Source organism: Spirosoma litoris (assembly GCF_054776755.1).
Genome location: NZ_BAAHBI010000057.1, coordinates 212155 through 231166, shown reverse-complemented (window position 1 = coordinate 231166; position 19012 = coordinate 212155). Strand labels below are relative to the sequence as shown.

Sequence of the window (19012 nt, the reverse complement as noted above, 5' to 3'; positions counted from 1 at the left end):
CTTCGTCAATATTTAACGCGCTTTGCCTGTTGTCAAAATACTTCATTTGGGAATCCAAAATTTTTATAGTTTGCTTTTATTTTAATAAAGGTAAGGATCACTTAATTAATTTAAACCTTTTGGTTCTTCAAATGCAATTATAATTTTTTGACTTGTTATAACAGTTTGAAATGCTGTTTGTGCATTAAGAGTAAATAAATTAGTTGAAATCAGCCGAAATCAAATATTATTTTACAAAAAATTGAATTTAGTTGAAAATCATAGTTAGTTGACAAGGATGTTTTTGCAAACAACCTCATCAACTCATCCCAGTCTTCTAGACGGGTCAACGGTCACAACCAAAATCGTTCATTTAAAGGGTGAAAATTTTAAGTTTAATGAACGCGTAACTACTTATAGATTAATCGATTATTATCTTTAGCTTATGCCTTAGAAATCGTTCATGAAAACCCTTCGTTGGTTGTACATCAGTTTAACTATCTGTATAGTGGCCTGCTACTGCGACTTTGAATCGATCAAGTAGTTTTAACTTAAGCAACGAATAGCATGAATGAGAATTGACATAATAAATCTATCCCCTAACATTGGAGAAATAATTGGGTGTTAGTTTTAACGCTTTGTGTCGTAAATCTTGCGTGCTTAGTGTCGCCAGCTATAACGAATAATAGAACCACGATACTGATTCATTGAATTAGCTAACTGAGTCTTCTTGCTTGGCAAACAGCTCATGCCAGTTCATGGAGGGCCAGGCCGGTGAATGACGATTTCGGCGTTTCCCTAACCGGTGTTCAAGCCCGGCTTGCTCAAGCCACCTCCGTGCTAGGGGCCACAGGGTGGCCCAATCCGTTTCGATAAACAATGCACAATAACCCGTTTCATAAATAATAAGAAGACAAATTTGTTCACCATTACACAAAGGATTATTTGTGTAAATTGGTGAATTCCATTAATGTTGTAAGTTGCAACCCGTATCAGGTATGATACTGAATGCGACATTCCCACAGTAAATGAGGCACTTTGGAATTCACTTTAGCCAATGTTCAATACTCGTTGCACTTTAAGACGTACTGATACCTGTACATCGACACTTGTTCACGTTTGTCTCTATGCCCTCATCCCAATCATCGAGCCTGACCTTACCCGCCTTGCTGAGCTGGTATCGTGACCTGACCAGAGACTCGCTTCCGGTGGGTAGTCACTACGGGTTGATTCACATCTATCACTCGGTCGCTATTGATGGCTGTAGTCTGACGCTTGCCGAAAGTCTGGCCTTGCTGGGGAAAGGGGCAACCACCGACTCGAAACCAGCCCCCCATCATTGGATGCTGCTCGATTATCAGCAAGCCCAGCAACAGATGCTGGCCTGGGCCGCCGACCGGGAACCCTTGAATCGCGCTCGGCTTCAATCCATTGCCGCAACTCTGATGCGACGGACGGGTGGGCCCCTTCACACATTACTGGGTAGTTATGACTCCAGCCAGGGCGAATTCCGGCTGGCCAGCCCCATGACGGCCCAGCGTAAGTTAATTGACGCGCAAAAACTACCCGCCGCCGTGGATAAACTGCTGAGACAGCTTAACACAGACCTGGCCGCCACGAAAACCATGCGTCAACTTTATGATCTTTCCTTTAAAGCGCACTACGACCTGCTCTGCCTACAGCCCTTTGGGGAGGGAAATGGCCGGGTAGCTCGCCTGCTTATGAATTACGTACAGCACTACCACAATCTACCCATTAGTTTAGTGTACGCCGTTGATCGTCAGGCCTACCGGCGGGCTTTGGATCAACCTCACGCGCCGTCCGTTGCCCCGCCCATCATGGACTTCATGTATACCCAACTCATCACCTATTTACAGGCTGAGTGTGAACGCATCACCCGGGAACCGTTCTAACGAGGGTCCTCCCGGTGGATAAGCTTGCCCCACCAAGATGTCCGCACTTGACCTATTTAATGACTATTGACTACCACTTGAATGCCACTACCTGCCAAACGTCCCGACGATCAGCCCCAATCACCGGCCTCCGCCCCGGGGAGCTATACTGTATCGCGCCTGATCGCCTATTTTGCCACTACGCTTTCGGCTTCCAGTAACTATCCCCGTCATGCCAGGGCCTATCTCGACTACTGCTTACAGCAGGGGTATGGCGTAGATCGGTTTAGCCTGGGTATATACACGGCTGGTTTTCGGCCCAATCGCATCTCGCCCCTGCGCAAGTTTCTTTTCTTTTATCAGCAACTGGGCTATCCGCTGATCGTGGCGGACCCGCCCAGAAAAGAGATCTCTCCCGCAGCCAACGAACTGATCCTGCGCTTTATTCGGGAGCACAAAGGATTGAAAGGGGAGCGTTCGAAACAGACCTATACCCAGGCATTGAATGCTTTTTTTCACTACATCGACGCGCAGCTGCAGCAGGGCCGGCAAGCCTCGCTGACGGGTATAACGGTCAATGACTACATTACCCAGCTCAACCAGCAGGGAAAGTCACCCTTCACCATCAACGTCTACCTGTCAACGGTGAAGCAACTTGCCGCCTGGTGCGTGCTCAAGCGAAAGGATCTGGCCCTTACCCCCGATCAGGTCGATGCCCTGCAGGAGGTGCAGGCCGTGAAAGGGTTTACCGTGGAGCGTCGCTTTTACAAAGAGAGCCTGGAAGCCGGGGAGCGAACCGACTTGCTGGCCTCGGCCGCCTCGCCCCGCGACCGGGCTATTCTGGCCCTGTTAAGCCTGGAGGGATTACGTACCGTTGAGATCACGCGTCTCCTATTGTCCGACGTGGATGTCGAGCGTCGCCTGCTTCATGTGCTGGGAAAAGGGAAAAGCACCAAAAAGCCCATTAAGCTTTTCGAGGCCTGCCTGGAGCCGCTGGCGGATTACCTGCGGAGTATCCAGCAGTGGCCGCTGCCCGAACAGGATCAGAAAACACCTTTATTTACTAATCTGACCACGGCTCAGATTCGCTACATAACCAACAAGCACCTGCGAATAAATGGGCTTAAAAAGAAAGGCATGTCGGCGCACAGTCTTCGGCATACGACGGCCCAACTCCTGCTGGATGAGGGCGTTGAGTTAGTGTACGTTCAGCAGCATCTGCGCCATGAATCCATTGAAACGACGCAGTTTTATACCTTGAAACAAACCCTGAAAACGTACTTTCAGAAACTTCCGAACTAGGCAAAGGCGTGTATATTCCTTAGGCCTTACTGAAGTGTTTTAACCAATTGATTCATTAGGAGGCCAGTATCATCAACAAGACCAACAGGAACGAACCCATTGTCGTCCCAACTAACAAATCCATCAGCGTTCTGGTCAATGGAGAGTACTGTTTTCGGCGCAGAAGGAGGAACATGAGGAGTATTCCGACCAGGCCGACCGCTAGTAATTTAATCACAAACTGGCTATTTGTCATACTTGCCCCTTGCTGCTAACTGACTGGATTTACTTGGGACGAAAATAGCCAATATTCATGTAGACCTGCCTTACCAGTCGTTTTTTGGCCCCTTACTCTCAATCGTTTTATCCCCTGTTACTACTAATTTGCGGTAGCCAATTTTGTATAACGGAACCAGATAAAAACAAAAATCAGCCCTTTAATTGTTACCTTGGTGAAACATTTCACCAGTTAACTATTTACTGTTATGGGCTTTATACGAATCTTCCGCGTACTGTTCGCCAATAGTTATATGCGACCGTTCGAACAGTCTTTTTTCTTTACTCTTTATGCACCCATGCTCAAGCCGTGGGTGCAACGCGTTGTGCAACGGGAGTACATGCAACCCTGGACCTTATTATTTGTCATCTGGGCAATAGCGATGGCCGCCTTGCCCACCATCACCTTTTTGTCATCGTTTCTTTTACAGGGACTCAGTCAGTTTACCAGTATACCTAGAGGGCTCATAACGACGGCCATCTTACTGGTTCAACTACTCATTGGAGGTATTGAAGTGTGGGGTATTTACTACATAACCCGGTTGCACCTCACCAAGTTATTTTACTGGCATCGGGGTAAATATCCGGATTGGCCGAATCGACCGATCTGGTTTCAAATGGATCGATACATGTTCCGACCGGAGGTGTTTGCGCTGGTCTTTGTTACGTTCTTCTGGCTACAGCTGGGAAATTTCATGCAGTATAATGACTTGCTAGCCCTTCAGAACGGCGGGTGGATTTCGTTGATTCAACTCTGGTTGCCGTGGGTAGGTGGGGCCGTATGGCCAATGGTATCTATTTTCTATCACCGTCAACTTCTGGAATTATAACGGTTTATCCAGGATGAATAAGTGAAGTAAAGTAAATCGACGTCAGCAAAAAGCCGCTTCCTAGCAGGGAACGGCTTTTTAATTGGCTAACAACAAATCGAACGCCTTAGACAGCTTCGATCACTTCGGTTTCCAGCTGTTTTTTCAATTCACCAACCAGCAGGCTTAACTGGGTCAACTGCTCCTGTTTTTTGAAGGGTTGATTCAAATTCTGACTAAAGGCTTCCTGTTGACTAATAGCCCGTTCCAGTTGTTTTTTTCCTACTTCGGGCGCGTCTAACGTTCGATTAATGGCCGCTCGCAGGGACGTACCTAATGCCCATCCGTAGTTAATCTGGCCCTTTAGATTTACCCCCCACTGGTAACTGATGGAGTAAATAGCGCGGCCTGTTTCCCGATCATGGCCGCTCCATTCGCCTTTCAACTGTATATCCAAGCCGTTTACCGTAAGCAGTCCTGAACTATACGCGCCGTTGGTGCGCCGGGCTGCGGATTTGATTTCGGAGAAATACTGCTCTAATGGTTCGCTCCAATCAGCTTTACTGGTAAACTGTTGACCATTAAACCCAATCGTTTTAATCATTCCCTCAGGTTCAACCTCATCGGTCGGCACGTCTACGAACTTATTTTTTATGATTTCGGCCTCCAAGCTCAATTTTGGCAAAAGCCCGTTTAAATGAACACTCGTGCGCCGGGCTTCTTCAATCATGGATTGTGCGTTCATTAAACCCCGTTGCCACGCCTTTTTCTGCTGATTCAGCCGCGTTAATTCGTGGTTTTTTGCCGTATAGAGCAAGGCGGTCTGAGAGCCGGATAAGGTAGCCATCATCTGTTCATAATTCATCGACGAAAAATCGTCGTCGTCCGATACATCGGCCATTGTTTCAACCGTAGCCCCGCCTTTTAGCACCTGGTTAATAAATTTTTGCTTCATGGCTAACCGTCCGTAACTCGTCGCGTCAAGGGTTTTTTCTACGCCATAGGTTAGTACCTCAACGCAACGTTTCCAGACGGCGAATAAATTACCCTGTCGGATAATTCGCCCGTTGCGCTGTTCAAAATCGGTGGGCCGGTTGGGAGCGTCTAAATGATGGATAGCGGCTAACCGTTCCTGCACGTTTACGCCAACGCCCATGCGTTCACTACTGCCCATCAGAACGCGAATCTGGCCGGTGCGAACGTTGGCAAAAATGGGCTCCCGTTTGTTTTTATCGGCGGGAACGATACAAATTTCCCCAGCGGGAATGCCCAAAAAGCGCAGTTTACAGGCAATTTCATCGAACAGATTAAATTGGGCAGGCGTCGCCACCGAACCAGCGGACCGGCCGGGCGTCGCCACGCCGGTTTCCTCGTCAGCCTCGCCAGCAAACAAGCTGGCTGACGACTTAAATACATCACAAAAAACTAACTGCGTTCCTTTAACGTCGCTGGTCTGGTGATAAATCCGGTGTATTTCTGCAACAGCCCGGTTCACTTTATTACCGGGTTCATCCTCGGCGGTGGGATCGATCAAGCGTATATCCAGCGTCGCTTTTTTAGCCTTGCCGTACATCACTAACGGTATATGACTGTTCTCGCGCTTTTCTTTGCCGGTTAACTGCTCGAACCAGCGCAGGGTTTGCCGAATATCAAAAAGTTCAGCCCTAATGCCCGGCGTTTGGGGTAGCAATATACGGGTGAAGCCGGGATTGGCGGGGGTGGTTTCCGTAGCGGGTTGCGGGGTTAATACCGGCAAAAAGTCGCCGGTTTTAAACTCGTGTACATCATCGGCCAATACAACGTCTACCGACTGCCGGTATAAGGCTGACAATTGGGCAACGTTCATAAACTGCGCCAGTCGTTCTACGGTCTTAAACTGCCCCGACGTACTTAATTCAAAAACGGGCACCACTTTACAGAATGTTCCACAAAACTGGTCAAAGGTGGCTAGTTGCAATTTTTCCAGCCGGTCGCTGGCTATGTAGCGTAACATCGTCCAGGCTTCGGCCATAGTGTTTGAAATAGGGGTTCCCGTTGCCAGAATGACCCGCCCATTTTTATTTAGAATGGTCCGGCATTTGACCATGGCTTGAAAGGCATCCTGACTCCCGGCTGTATCGATGCCTTTAATTTGGTACCGGCTGGTTGTAAAGCCAAACCGTTTGTATTTGTGGGCTTCATCCAGAAACAGCGCATCAATTCCCAATTGAGAGAAATTAAGCATCTGATCTTTTTTACGACTGGCCTGTTCAAGCCGTTTGGCTTCTATTTTGGCTTTCCGTTTGTTGATTTGTTTAACGCGTTGCTTCCCGCTCCGGCGGTTGGCCCGACCCTCGGCGGAGGGGTCTCTATCGTCGTAGTCAATGCGGCTTAGTTCATCCCGAATTAATTCTTCTTCGATCGCCACATCATCCGGGATAAGCTTTAAGAACGACTGCGGAATAACAATGCCGTCGAACCGGTTAGTCGCTATCCGTTGCAGAAACCGTTTTCGGTTGGATGCCTGTAAGTCAGCCGGGGTTGGCTGGTAAACAATTGCGCCGGGGTACAGCGCGCGCCATGCCTTCGCAAAATCCTCGACGGTTGAATTTTGCACGGCAACGAGGGCTTTTGATGCTCTGCCAAGCCGTATCAATTCCATGGCGGTCGAAATGATCTCCCAGGTTTTACCAGTTCCGACCCAATGAGCAAATAGGCAATCCTCCTGTTTTCCCCGCTCCACGGCTTTAAACTGATGGTCACGTAAGGTAATTAACGGGGAGGCACCGGGATAATGGGCCATGGTCGGTTTGGCAAACTGGCGTTCGACGTAGCTATTAAACCGTTCGTTAAATGCGTTTTCTATGGCGGGGGCGTAATGCTCCCGCGCCCATTCGTTAAACTGTTCCTGCAAAACTTCCTGTTGCTGTACGGCGGCTGTCATGGCCTCAATGTCCTTGACCTCCTTTTTATTTCCGGCCTCATCCTGTACCGTCTTGGTAATGACAATACTACGCTGATTCAACGCCGCTTCGATTAAGTCAAGGGCGGTACGTTCTTTAGTACCCTGTGACTGATTGAGGGCGGAATACCCCGTTTGATTCGCCAAACTGTATTCGGCCCGTTGTGGACTATATACGAGTGTTAGTTTTACCGAAAGCAACGTCTGTATCCAGTCGGTTATACAAGCCAGTGGCAACCAGTTCGATCCTAATTGAAAACTAATCAACGATACCGGTAAACTAGGCGGTAGTATGGCTTGTAAGGCATCTACATTGGCCTGTAACTGCGGCTCATCCAGCAATCGGCCTTCCAATAGGGTTAGTTTCTCCCGAATATCCCCCGACAGATACGTACCGGCATCTAGTAACTCATCGGCCCGTTCAGGGTCAATAAAGGCTAGCGCGTTCGTTAAAAGGTAGGTACGTACTTCGCCAATAGGCTTGCCCGTTAGCGTACTGATATAATCCAGATCAATACGTCCGTGGTTAAATAAGGACAGACTTAATCCGTCCTCTACTAAATCAACGTGCGTAATGGTGGTAACGGCTCCAAAAACCCGTTCCCGCAAAATGGCCGATTCAACAATGACTGGTTTTCCGTGGGCATCCAGCTTTTGAATTTCAAGCGCCTGAACGCTTAAAAACTGACCGTCTACGGATTCAATCCAGTTTAGCGACCGATTGGCGGACAATCGCCCGTACGTGGTGACAAAGAACGTATAGTGGTCTTGTAGCTCCTGACGTAATGAATCACAAACGGAATCGCTCTGATTCTGTTCCGCCTTTAACAAATCAAAGAACAGGCGTTTTAGGGTCGAATAGGAACGGTATATACTCTGCTTGCTCCACATCCGGCCCCGAATTTTCACGGTTCCGCCCAAAGCGGGATTTATACGTTCCGTGCGTTCTTCGGGCAACTTTGCCCCTGTTTGACCAAACCGGCTGGCGGCCCCCTGTAATTGGTTACCTAATTGAGTTACGGCTTCATCCAGGCGGGTAGCCAGTTCGCTACTGCGTTCCAGAAATAACGTCTGGCGGTCGCCCCGGTAAAGCCCTCCCTTTCCTACTTCGCTGGCAAAGGTCATTTCCCCTAACATCCTATGGGGATTTTCAACGTAATATTGGTTGACCTGAATGCTTGGCATAACGGGGGGGTCGTCTTGGTCTTCTCCCTCGCTGGTCAGTGTTCGCAGCGTAGCCGTATTGACAAAGGGTTGGGCAAACGAGGTACGAGCCTGATTTTCGGGCCGCTTTTGAAATAGTAAAATATCCGTCGTTACTTCGGTGCTGGCGGTTTTATCAAAGGCGCAGGAGGGCAGACGAATGGCACCCAACAGTTCCATGCGCTGTTCATCCAGTTTAAGGCGAAAGGTTTTACTACCGGCATCCAGCGTGCCCATTGACGTAATGAAACAAACCAATCCACCGGGAACGACAAGCCGGGAGGCTTTACCGATAAAATAATTATGAATGTGAAACGGGCACCAATCCCGGTCCACAGCATCAAAAACAGGGTAATCCCCGAACGGCACATTTCCAATAATTAGATCGTACTTGCCTCGTTCCAGCGGGGCCACCTCTAAACCCGTTGCGTGGGTAATCACTTCGGGATAAAGCAGCGCTAAAATAGCGGCTGACAGGGGGTCTTTCTCGACGGCGGTAATCGTAGAGGCTTGCCGTAAATGATCGGGCATAGCCCCGATGAAATGACCTGTACCGGCGGCTGGCTCTAAAATTCGGCCTCCCTTAAAGCCTACTTTTTCCACTAACGCCCAAATTCGTTTAATGACCTCAATGCTGGTAAAGAATGCGTTTAAGGTGCTCTGCCCGGCCCGTTCCCGCTCCATAGGTGTCGTTAACGAATCGGCCTCCATTCGCAGATTCTTGTATTTCCGGTACCAGCGGTTTTGTTCTTCAGTCTGCACGTCCACGTCGGTAGCTTTGTGGGTAACCTCATCCCATATAGCCGATAAACTGCCCCATCCGCTAAAACCGGCCAATTCGTTACACTGCTCCGGTGTGGGTTGCTCCTGATTGGCAGTAAGCGACTTACAGAGGGCAATAGCCGCCAGATTAGCGCGTATCCGGCCTATTTCGCCCGTTGGGGCGGGTTCTTGCCGTAGGGTAAAGCGTTGAATTTGTGGCGAAACGATCTGGTTAACCGCTCGAACGGCAGGAACCAGTTCGGGTGCAACTTGTAGCAATACGTCAAATAAACTGAGTTGAACGGGTGCGCCCTGTTGCGAAGTTGCCGGGCGTTTGGCTTTGAGAGGTTTCATACGATTCTTAAGTGTTCTCTTTGTTGTTTAGCATATAAAAATACCGATATGCCGACCGAGAAAACCCCTAAGAACTTTTTACTAACTAACTAGAATACAACCCTTTACCCTGTTATATTAGGCCCGTAGGGCCTCTATTTCGAACGTATTCCGACTTGCCCATCCGGGCATCGTTTATTCTTCACTCATGAAGCTGGTGAAGTGATGTCGACAAAAGTTGATAAGCCTCGGGTTCATACGGGGATTATTCCGAGATTTAATCCACTGGAAGGAGCCTTGAAGGAAACCCAAAACAACTGCTGATAAACTCGTGCAGACCACGCCCTAACTACTCTGAACAGCCATCGCCAATTCATACGTTTACAACCCATAAAGGAACTGCATGAGAACGGATAGCGGAATCAAAAATGTCGTTAAGTTTCGGCTAACCGGAACGCCCGATGGCAATTTGTTGGTGAGTTTTTATCACCTGAATATCGCCAGCCAGGAGGCCGTCAATTGGCATATTGCCGAGCAACTGGTTGAGGGTAGGCTGATGGCTGAAGTCCTATATGAAGGAAATTTGCAGAATAATACCGCCTATTCAGCTGCGATTTACCGACTCCTTGAACGGGTCGAGGTATACGTCAACTGCGTCCGGATCGAACGGGTAAAGTAGGGCCATTTTGTGCATCATATTGACAGGTATACACCAGAACCACTATAGGCTAAATCAAGCAACACGTTATGATGAGTTTTGAAATAGGTCGGCCATTTCCGATCGATCGCTACCAGGCCACGGGGCAGGAATCGATTAAAGCCCTGATGACGGGCGGCTTGTTCGACATCCTGTTTTACTCGCTCAACCCCGTCGACGACCGCGCCTTGTTCAACCGAGGCCTGCTTCGGTACGGTCTCTACGAACGGGAGGGCCTTCCGTTTTTTCTGATCGAGTTCCCTGGCCACTTCAGCTTTGACGTTCCACTTAATATCCGTAAAATCGATTCGGATGCGGTCGCTGACTGGGTCAAGAGCGACGCTAACGGCTTGACGCTTTACTTGCTCAATGCCCACTCGAATATCATCGAAGGGATACGATTCATTGGTTTGCGGCCCGAGCTGATAGCCCAACTCCGGCAAGTCAGCCTTGAGCAGCTGGCCCGCTACCCGACGCCCCCTGCTGTCGAGGAGGGCTTTAATCACATCTACGCCCACACGAGCATTGACCAGATGGTGCGGGGCACGACGATGTTCTTACTCTAAACCGGACACCCCATGAATGCCAGATCGGTCAGTCATTATGCCTTATTTTCATCTGGCTGTTTGTCGAGTGAAGTTTTAAGGCGTTTCAGTACCTCAACTGAATTTTCATTACCTTGTCGTGTAGCTTCTATTGTGGTATTGATGGTCTTAGCCAGATTATCAGTCGATTCCCAAGCCGATATTTTATGATACGTAGCGGCCCATTGCTTACTGATAAACCAGCTTATAAGTGCTTCTTTATCTTCATTCATAATTCAAAGATAGTTACCCTGTTGTTGGTAGGTCTTCCCGGCGGGAAAGAAAACACCCTGGAGAGTATTCTTGCGGAGCTATAACCTTCTCGTCCCCTTTATGACCCATTTGCTTAGAAATACGTCAACTTACTAACCTTTTCGTCATTTGGGAGAAAAATCAGTCTCACAAACTCAGCTAAAATGTGAGATATTGATTTTGTTTAGTGAGATGACAATTTGAGACCGAGGCTCGAACAGAATGACTTTGCTAGGACAGCTACTTTACATATCTCTTTGAACGGGCATTTCAAGCGATAGACATTTAATGAATCAAATACCTACTTAAAGCCCCGGGCGAATATGCTTTACCAGATTCTAGGCATCAGGTCAAGCAAGTTTTCAACAGGTAAAAACTCGCTTGACCTGATGCCTAGAATTTCATGTTTTGAATCCGTACAGCGTTTAAAATAGCTAGCATGGCTACACCCACATCGGCAAACACGGCTTCCCACATAGTCGCTAACCCACCAGCGCCCAGCAGGAGTACAATAGCTTTGACGACCATTGACAAGGTGATGTTTTGCCAGACAATCCGGCGGGTAGCCCGGCCAATCTCGACTGCCATGGCGATTTTGGCTGGTTCGTCGTTCTGAATAATCACGTCGGCGGTTTCGATGGTGGCATCCGACCCGAGTCCGCCCATCGCCATTCCGACATCGGCCAGCGCAACCACCGGCGCGTCGTTCACGCCATCACCGACAAAAGCTAACTTTGCTTTTGGGTTAGTACCTTGTTCACCTTTTAACCGCTCGACCTCACGAACCTTGTCTTCAGGTAACAAATCGCCGTGCCATTCGTCTACGCCAACCTGTTTGGCAACTGCTTCCACAACAGCCGCTTTATCGCCCGACAGCATCACGGTGCGAATTCCATCGGCTTTCAGGCGTTTGACGGCATCAGCGGCATCGGCTTTTACTTCGTCGGCGATGGTGAAATAGCCTGCAAACGTTCCATTTATTGCCGTCATGACGATTGTAAACGGAATTTGTGTGAGGGCTTCATCAAAGGATACATTGAATTTGCGCAGTAGTTTAGCATTACCGGCTAACACCTCTTTTCCTTCGACGGTCCCTTTCAGCCCATGTCCGGAAATTTCCTCTACGTTTTCAACGGTCGCCGTTTCGTACCCCTTTTCCCCGACGTGGATACGGGCATAGTCAATGATGGCAGTGGCAACCGGGTGAGTCGATTTGCTTTCCAGCGCGGCTGTTAACCGGGCCAGTTCTGCTGCGTCCATGCCAACGGGTTTGACTTCCTGCACCTTAAAAACGCCTTTAGTTAACGTACCTGTTTTATCCATGACGACGGTTTTGACTTGTGTCATCAAGTCCAGAAACACAGAACCTTTGAACAGAATACCCTGCTTTGACCCGGCACCAATACCGCCGAAGTAACCCAGTGGAATAGAGATCACCAGCGCACACGGACAACCGATGACCAAAAAGACCAAACCCCGATACAACCAGTCGCGGAATTGATAGTCGGCAACGAAGAAATACGGGACAATCGTAATCAGTAAAGCCAGTGCACAGATAGCTGGGGTATAGATTTTGGCGAAGCGGGCAATGAATTCCTGGGTCTGCGCTTTCCGGCCTGTGGCCTGTTGCACCAGCTTCAGAATCCGAGACAGCTTGGAATCCTGATAGGGCGTCGTCACATCCATCTCGACTAACGACTGCCGGTTAATCATACCTGCCAGTACCGCTTCGCCTTTCTCAATGGTGCGGGGCACGCTTTCCCCCGTCAGGGCTGCCGTATCGAACGTACCTGAGGAAGAACGCATGGTGCCATCCAGCCCTACTTTTTCGCCTGCTTTAATCTGAATCACATCGCCAACGGCCACTGTTGCAGCTTTTACGGTTTGCGCCTGCCCGTTTTTGAGTACCGTTACCTCGTCGGGACGTACATCCAGCAGGGCTTTGATACTGCGACGCGCCCGCAGTACGGCGGCATCCTGAAACAACTCGCCGATGGTATAAAACAGCATGACAGCCACGCCTTCAGGATATTCGCGGATACCAAACGCGCCGAGCGTGGCCACGCCCATCAGGAAAAATTCGGTAAATACATCACCGTTCAGAATGCTACTCCAAGCCCGTTTTAGCACCGGCCAGCCAACGGGCAGGTAGGCCGCCACGTACCAGATAAGCCGGATAGGATCTTTAAACCAGCTTAATTTGACAGAATCCAGCGCAATGCCGCCCAGCAACAGCACCAGACTGATAGCAGCCGGGGCGTAGGTACGCCAGGTTTGTTCAGGGCCTTTTTTAGTCGGAGCTGCGTCGGCTGCGGGCGTGGTGCCTTCCTCGATCAGTTCCACATCATCATGGTTGTGACCGTCTTCGTCGTGCCGGTGCGCCGGACCGTTTTGATCGTGTGCCATAGTATGTTTAGAATTCAATAAAAAAGTTAAGTACTGCCAGCCCAAAAAGCGTCAGACCGGTAATCAGGTTTTCGTTATGTTCAAACCAATGTGGGTTAATCTGTTGTAAACTCCGTCGTCCTAGGGTCACCATCAGAAGCATCCCCGTTAAGGTAACCACGTTATAGATCAGTGCGACCAGCAGGACTACTTCCCAGCCTTTTGCCCCCGCACTAAGAAAATAGGCTTCAATTTCCAGGCAGGGCGATAGAAACATGGCTAGCCCCAGCGAAAAAAGCAGTGCTGAAAATGAACGTGCCTTACGTACCAATCCGGCTTCGATGTGGTCATGTACATGACGATGGCGCAGATGTTGCATCAAATACCATGCACCCAACGCGAGCAGGAGCAAAGGAATGGCCTTTTCCGACAGGTCGTGGTAATTCTCCGCCAACTGCCATCCCGCCAAACTTACCAATACGCCCAGCAGCGTTGTGCTGACGGTATGCGCCAGTCCCGCAATAGCTGTTATGATCAACGTTTGCTGAAGACTCCACCGTTCCGTTTGGCCGATGGTTACAAATGGAAGCCAATGGCTGGGAATCAATGCATGAAGCAGGCTAAGCGTCAAACTGCCCGTAACAAGTGCTTCCATGATTAGATTGAGCTTTACTGGAGAAATAATTTAAGCCCACCATTGGCCACGAATCCTTCTAAAGGGGCCCATACCTCCCGGAAGGAAGGTCGGTTGAGGGGAGGGAGAATGACAGCCTGGTAACGATCCTGACGGATATCAAGCATGTTTTCAAAGTTGACAAACACGCTAAAGTGCTTCCATCGGCGTTCACCCATGAGGCCCATCAGCCAGTAAGAACGCGAAGTCTCCCCAGTCGAAAGCGGTTTAGGACCAATGTAGTAGGCTTCCAGGCCCAACCGAAATTTACCTTCCAATTCGTACACCGCAACCAGGTTCACCCGGTGTTTGGCCGTTAGCGGAATGGCACTATTGAATTCGGCCCCGCTGTAACGTCTACGCGTATCCACCAAACTATACCCAGCATAAAGCTTAACAGCTTCATAGCTCAGGCGCAGATTGGTTTCCAACCCCCGACTGTCGATTGGCCCGTTGGCGTTGGTGAATTGATACCCGGCCGTACTTGGTCCCGATGTAATAATGGCTGGAATATCCAGCACCAGGGCATGATTCAGCTTGGTATAAAAGAAAAGCTGATTGATCGACACATCGATGATATCGAACAAGGTCGTACGATAATTCACATCAAAATTACCCCCAATGGACGTTTCCGCCTGAGCTGTAGCTTGATCAATCGGGCGTACGTTGCGAAAGGCGACGCTTTCGGCATCTTCGGTAAAGATGGTCGGTGCTTTATAACCCACCCCCCCACCAAGCCGGGAGGTCAAACGGTCGGACAGTTTGAACAGGGCTGACACCCTTGGCAGCGCAAAGAAGCCGAATCGGTTGTGATAGTCTCCCCGCAATCCCGTTTCTAATGTAAGCCAGGGACGCACCGTGTAATTATTTTGGGCGAAGGCTCCCACCGTCACGTATTGGTGATTGCGTCCCAGGCTGGATGCCCCCTGCCCGGCCCCATCTTCGGTAAACTGTTCGGTCCAGAGATTGCCCCCTCCGATCCATTCCGACCGCGTACCGGTATGGGTGTAACTGGCTTCCGTGAAGCTGGCCACCTGGTGACCGGCAAAGCGATAATCGGGTTGCGAAATAACCCGGTTGAAGTAACTCACGCTGTTTTTTAGCGTCAGAATAGAACGTTCAAAACGCTTATCGAACTGGAGCTGTGAGGCCAGCCGATCCGAACGGTTACGCTCGAAATATTGATGGGTATTATCAGTTCGGCCATCAAGTACTTGCATATCTCCGCCGATGCGATTTTCCCAATTACCCATTGCCCCCACCGTCAGCATAGCCGTAGGATTGAGGTAGACATAAAGCCGGGGATTGACCGTATAGCGCTCGTAGTTAGGCAAAGCGGAAAATCCGGTTTTGCCGGGATCGTACTCGCGTTGGGTGTTGCGGGCCGTGAACATGGTTACGCCAATCTTTTCCCACTTCTGACCCCAAAAACCGCTCAGGTCGAGGCCCCGCGCCGTGGTGCCATTGAGCATAAAACTAAGCTCCCGTTCGGCGGTTGGTCGTTTGGTAATCAGGTTGACCAGGCCCGCAATGGCCCCGCCCCCGTAGAGCGTCGATGCCGAGCCTTTGATGACTTCGACCTGCCGCAGATTTAGCGGAGGAATTTGTAAAATGCTCAAGCCAGCGGCAAAGCCCGAATAGAGTGGCAAACCATCCTGTAAAATCTGGGTGTACCGTCCATCCAAGCCCTGAATGCGAATGTTCGCGTTCGCTGATACGGGCGAAGTTTGCTGTACCTGAATGCCAGTGCTTTCGTTAAGCTGCATTCGAATGTCACCCGGTCGCATATTCGCCTTTTCTTCCAGTTCTTCGCCGGTAATGGCTTCGATCCGGGTGGGAATGTCATCAATGCTGCGATTGCTGCGCGTCGAAGTCACCACGACTTCTTCGAGTTCTTCCCCTTCGACTTGCCGGAGTTTCACGACCAGGGAATCATTATCGGGAAGCGTCAGGCTATCGGTTTGGCTTTCATAGCCGACAAAGGAACAGGTGAATGCATAGCGCCCCGCTGTTGGTACGGCCAGCACCAGCCGCCCGGAGGTATCCGCAGCGGCCCCGATCCGGCCAGGATTCAGCAGGGCGGTTGCCCCGATCAAGGGTTTGTGGGTTTGGGCATCCTGAATTAAAACGCGCAGGGAGCTTTGCCCCCAGGCTATAAGTATTGTGGAGAGTGTCAACCAGAGTGACACAATGAGCGATTTCATGAAAGAGATGTTTTTAGTTAGCAATAGTCGCCCGGCCAGTCAGAGGCCGACCAGAACGAACAAAAAGAGAGCTAACCCAAACGGGGAGGTTGCCAAATCCGCCCCGGTACATCGAGCGTATGCGGAGCCTGGTAAGAAGTCAGCACTGCCAGAATGAGGGGTGAAATGGCCATGATTGCACCGATTAATTGCGGAGCTTGCGGCAGGGTGCAGCCTGGACAGGTAGCACAGAGGCAGAAGGGCGAACAACCGGCATCATGGCGATGATCGTCTGCGGGTAAAGTTTGTTCAGTGGTGGACTCATCGGAGCAAAAAGCTTCGCAGGGTAGCCCCGAAAGCACCAGCACATATATTGCCCATATAATCCGCCACAATTTCACGGCGCGAAGATACGAACGATAGCCGGAAAGGAACGGTATTCTGTTCACATGTATACGCTCGTTTACTTGTGTGCAAAGGTACTAGCTTACGTTCTTCGCTAAGTAAATCTTCATTCACTTATTCTCTTAAAACGCTCCAACATGGGACCAGTAGGAGTTTACGTATCAATAAATAGGGCGTTAAATTGAAAGCCTTGTCAGACTTAAATGGAAATAACTTTTACGTTATAATTCAACAGAAAGTAGGTTAGGCAATAAGTTGAGTAACTAGTAGACAGTTAGTTGCTAAAGCATACTTCAAACCATACGTTTGGGTTTGCCGTTGAACCAAATTGACATGTACGTCTTAAAATCGACGTTTTCGTGAACGATTTCTAGTGTTAGATAATAGTAACACAACTTATTCATTGATAGTAAGTTAACGAGTTCATTAAAAGCATCCGTTATTCGCAACGGTACGGTCCGCCGCCGCAGGCCCGGCATTTATCGGGAGAAAATGGCCGGTTGAGTAGGAGGGGAGCCAGTCCGAATATCATTATGGGTAGCGTGAAATAGGCTCAGGCAACCCATTCAGAAGCCATACGAGTGGGTTTCGAGCTATTTAATCTCTACATGAAGTAAATCGTTAATGTGCTTCGATAGTCACTTGATTTCAACTACTTAAAGAGGTGTCGTGGTAACATTCCATTATATATCAGGCTAGAATCGCTTTATCATATTCGTAAATTCATTTGCTTGTTCCTCTCTGTTATGCGCAATCTATTATTTTTTCTATTGCAGCTATGGGTTCTCTCCGCAACTTGTCAGCCCTCAACTCCTCAAAAAGTCGCGTCTGGCCATCTACCCGTTATTATAGCTGATACAAAAGGGGCAATGCATCTGGTGTACGGCCAAGACTCAACCATCTTTTACGCTATGGCCAAAAGCCAAACGGCATCCTTTAACGCGCCAAGTAAGGTAGCGACCCTTCCCAATTTAGTGGCCGGGGCCAAGCGTGGCCCACAACTGGCTATCACGGATCAGTTTATTGTGATAACCGCCGTTAACCGGCAAGGTGATATTTATGCGTACTCACTCAACCGAGCTACAAATCAGTGGTCTCCAGCCATACAGGTTAATGATGTACCCGAGATCGCCAAAGAAGGCTTTCAAGCCATCGCTGGTAGTGGCAATGGCTTGTTCCATGCCGCCTGGCTTGACCTGCGTGACGATAAGAAGAATAAAATTGTCGGAGCCTCTTCCCGGGATGGGGGGCGCACCTGGTCCAAAAATCAGGTTATCTATAGATCGCCTGATGGCACCGTTTGCGAGTGCTGTAAGGTTTCACTTGCCGCTAAAAATAATGATGTATATGTACAGTTCCGCAATTGGCTGGGCGGTTCACGTGACTTACATCTGATTCACTCGACGGATGGTGGCAAGACCTACGCTCCTGCCCAAAAACTGGGTACGGGCACCTGGAAATTAACGGCTTGTCCGATGGATGGGGGCGCGGTCGTTCTTTCAGCAGCAGGTCAGCCCATTACTGCCTGGCGACGTGAAGATAACTTATATACATGTTTACCCGGTGAGCCAGAGCAATCAATTACCACGGGTCGTAACATAACCTTAGCTGCTGGAACAGCACAACCCGTATTAGCTTGGGATGAGGGAGGCATCATTTGGGTCAAATCAGCGGCTAATCCAACACTCCAGGTTGGTAAAGGTCAGATGCCCAGTATTGCCGTTGCGGGTCAAACCGTAATGTGCGTCTGGGAGTCAGAGGGGCAGGTGATGATGGCTACAACTACTTTACACGCTAAGCCGTAAGCATGAACTGGCAAGCTCCACTAGGTTTTAACCCGATGGAGCTTGTTCGCTTTACGATTTATTAAGCCGCCATTGCGTGGGCACCCTGAGCCATTTTACGGCATTGCTCAGCGCATTTCCGACAAGCTTCGGCGCACTGTCGGCAATGATCCATGTGGTCAGCATGTTTTCCGCACTCGGTAGCACAGGCTTCACAAAGGTGGGCGCAAAGCTGACAGACATCAGCTGCATGGGGACTACCACTGGCCATGAAGGTGACGGCCATATAACAAATCCTGGCGCAATCGCGATCGAGTCGAATGCAGTTGACCATCATTTTTACATCCACTTCGCCTAAACAGGCGTCGGCGCAGGCATCACAGCTTACGGCGCAGTCCTGGCAGGCGTCGATACATTCCTGAAAATGTTGGGGGGCTAAGGCAGTTTCCATACAAACAGACGTTTTGGTTATCAGTTAGAGTAACTGATTCAACGTCGATAGGTTGAGTGGATTAATCCCGTTCGCTAAGGATACGGTTCACTTCTATAAATTTTGTAAAGGCTACACGGAAT

At 49.5% G+C, this 19012-nt stretch carries 13 protein-coding genes; 5 read left to right on the top strand and 8 right to left on the bottom strand.

Annotation, left to right across the window (positions count from 1 at the left end; translation table 11 throughout):
- Positions 1–1106 precede the first annotated feature (1106 nt).
- The 3 genes from ACYVGR_RS30595 (at position 1107) to ACYVGR_RS30585 (ending at position 4258) form a co-directional block, all read left to right on the top strand.
- On the top strand, positions 1107–1892 hold the full coding sequence (locus tag ACYVGR_RS30595) for a Fic family protein (protein ID WP_460963765.1): 786 nt from the start codon (positions 1107–1109) through the stop codon (positions 1890–1892).
- A gap of 81 nt (positions 1893–1973) precedes the next feature.
- The gene (locus tag ACYVGR_RS30590; protein ID WP_460963764.1) at positions 1974–3173 is read left to right on the top strand and encodes a tyrosine-type recombinase/integrase; all 1200 of its coding nucleotides are present in this window, start codon (positions 1974–1976) and stop codon (positions 3171–3173) included.
- Positions 3174–3637: 464 nt separating this feature from the next.
- Complete coding sequence (locus ACYVGR_RS30585) at positions 3638–4258, top strand: hypothetical protein (RefSeq protein WP_460963763.1); 621 nt, start codon at positions 3638–3640, stop codon at positions 4256–4258.
- A gap of 106 nt (positions 4259–4364) precedes the next feature.
- Here the strand turns inward: ACYVGR_RS30585 and ACYVGR_RS30580 are convergent, their stop codons facing one another.
- Positions 4365–9497, bottom strand: coding sequence for an Eco57I restriction-modification methylase domain-containing protein (locus ACYVGR_RS30580; protein ID WP_460963762.1), 5133 nt, complete (start codon positions 9495–9497; stop codon positions 4365–4367).
- A 382-nt stretch (positions 9498–9879) separates the two neighbouring features.
- On the opposite strand from ACYVGR_RS30580, the gene ACYVGR_RS30575 reads away from it, so the two are divergent.
- Positions 9880–10155 carry a hypothetical protein gene (locus ACYVGR_RS30575; RefSeq protein ID WP_297369816.1) on the top strand — a complete coding sequence of 92 codons (276 nt, stop codon included), beginning with the start codon at positions 9880–9882 and terminating at the stop codon, positions 10153–10155.
- 14 nt (positions 10156–10169) lie between these two features.
- On the opposite strand, the gene ACYVGR_RS30570 is transcribed toward ACYVGR_RS30575, so the two are convergent.
- The 6 genes from ACYVGR_RS30570 to ACYVGR_RS30545 all read right to left on the bottom strand — a co-directional run bounded on the left by ACYVGR_RS30570 (position 10170) and on the right by ACYVGR_RS30545 (position 16699).
- Entirely contained in the window at positions 10170–10679 is a 510-nt protein-coding gene (locus tag ACYVGR_RS30570; protein ID WP_460963761.1) for a hypothetical protein, read from the bottom strand.
- A gap of 95 nt (positions 10680–10774) precedes the next feature.
- On the bottom strand, positions 10775–10990 hold the full coding sequence (locus ACYVGR_RS30565; RefSeq protein ID WP_460963760.1) for a hypothetical protein: 216 nt from the start codon (positions 10988–10990) through the stop codon (positions 10775–10777).
- Positions 10991–11402: 412 nt separating this feature from the next.
- On the bottom strand, positions 11403–13415 hold the full coding sequence (locus ACYVGR_RS30560) for a heavy metal translocating P-type ATPase (RefSeq protein WP_460963759.1): 2013 nt from the start codon (positions 13413–13415) through the stop codon (positions 11403–11405).
- A gap of 7 nt (positions 13416–13422) precedes the next feature.
- Entirely contained in the window at positions 13423–14049 is a 627-nt protein-coding gene (locus ACYVGR_RS30555; protein WP_460963758.1) for a hypothetical protein, read from the bottom strand.
- A gap of 14 nt (positions 14050–14063) precedes the next feature.
- Positions 14064–16271 (bottom strand): TonB-dependent receptor, encoded by a 2208-nt coding sequence (locus ACYVGR_RS30550; protein ID WP_460963757.1) that lies wholly within the window; start codon positions 16269–16271, stop codon positions 14064–14066.
- Between the two features lie 71 nt (positions 16272–16342).
- Positions 16343–16699, bottom strand: a complete 357-nt coding sequence (locus ACYVGR_RS30545) for a hypothetical protein (RefSeq protein WP_460963756.1) — start codon at positions 16697–16699, stop codon at positions 16343–16345.
- A 702-nt stretch (positions 16700–17401) separates the two neighbouring features.
- Between ACYVGR_RS30545 and ACYVGR_RS30540 the strand changes: the two genes are divergently transcribed.
- The gene (locus tag ACYVGR_RS30540; protein WP_460963755.1) at positions 17402–18460 is read left to right on the top strand and encodes a sialidase family protein; all 1059 of its coding nucleotides are present in this window, start codon (positions 17402–17404) and stop codon (positions 18458–18460) included.
- A 61-nt stretch (positions 18461–18521) separates the two neighbouring features.
- Here the strand turns inward: ACYVGR_RS30540 and ACYVGR_RS30535 are convergent, their stop codons facing one another.
- Positions 18522–18890, bottom strand: a complete 369-nt coding sequence (locus ACYVGR_RS30535; RefSeq protein ID WP_460963754.1) for a four-helix bundle copper-binding protein — start codon at positions 18888–18890, stop codon at positions 18522–18524.
- Between the last annotated feature and the right edge of the window lie 122 nt (positions 18891–19012).

Coding starts and splice junctions, on each gene's coding strand:
- ACYVGR_RS30595 (WP_460963765.1), top strand. CDS start 1,107: ATGCCCTCATCCCAATCATCGAGCCTGACCTTACCCGCCTTGCTGAGC.
- ACYVGR_RS30590 (WP_460963764.1), top strand. CDS start 1,974: ATGCCACTACCTGCCAAACGTCCCGACGATCAGCCCCAATCACCGGCC.
- ACYVGR_RS30585 (WP_460963763.1), top strand. CDS start 3,638: ATGGGCTTTATACGAATCTTCCGCGTACTGTTCGCCAATAGTTATATG.
- ACYVGR_RS30580 (WP_460963762.1), bottom strand. CDS start 9,497: ATGAAACCTCTCAAAGCCAAACGCCCGGCAACTTCGCAACAGGGCGCA.
- ACYVGR_RS30575 (WP_297369816.1), top strand. CDS start 9,880: ATGAGAACGGATAGCGGAATCAAAAATGTCGTTAAGTTTCGGCTAACC.
- ACYVGR_RS30565 (WP_460963760.1), bottom strand. CDS start 10,990: ATGAATGAAGATAAAGAAGCACTTATAAGCTGGTTTATCAGTAAGCAA.
- ACYVGR_RS30560 (WP_460963759.1), bottom strand. CDS start 13,415: ATGGCACACGATCAAAACGGTCCGGCGCACCGGCACGACGAAGACGGT.
- ACYVGR_RS30555 (WP_460963758.1), bottom strand. CDS start 14,049: ATGGAAGCACTTGTTACGGGCAGTTTGACGCTTAGCCTGCTTCATGCA.
- ACYVGR_RS30550 (WP_460963757.1), bottom strand. CDS start 16,271: ATGAAATCGCTCATTGTGTCACTCTGGTTGACACTCTCCACAATACTT.
- ACYVGR_RS30540 (WP_460963755.1), top strand. CDS start 17,402: ATGCGCAATCTATTATTTTTTCTATTGCAGCTATGGGTTCTCTCCGCA.
- ACYVGR_RS30535 (WP_460963754.1), bottom strand. CDS start 18,890: ATGGAAACTGCCTTAGCCCCCCAACATTTTCAGGAATGTATCGACGCC.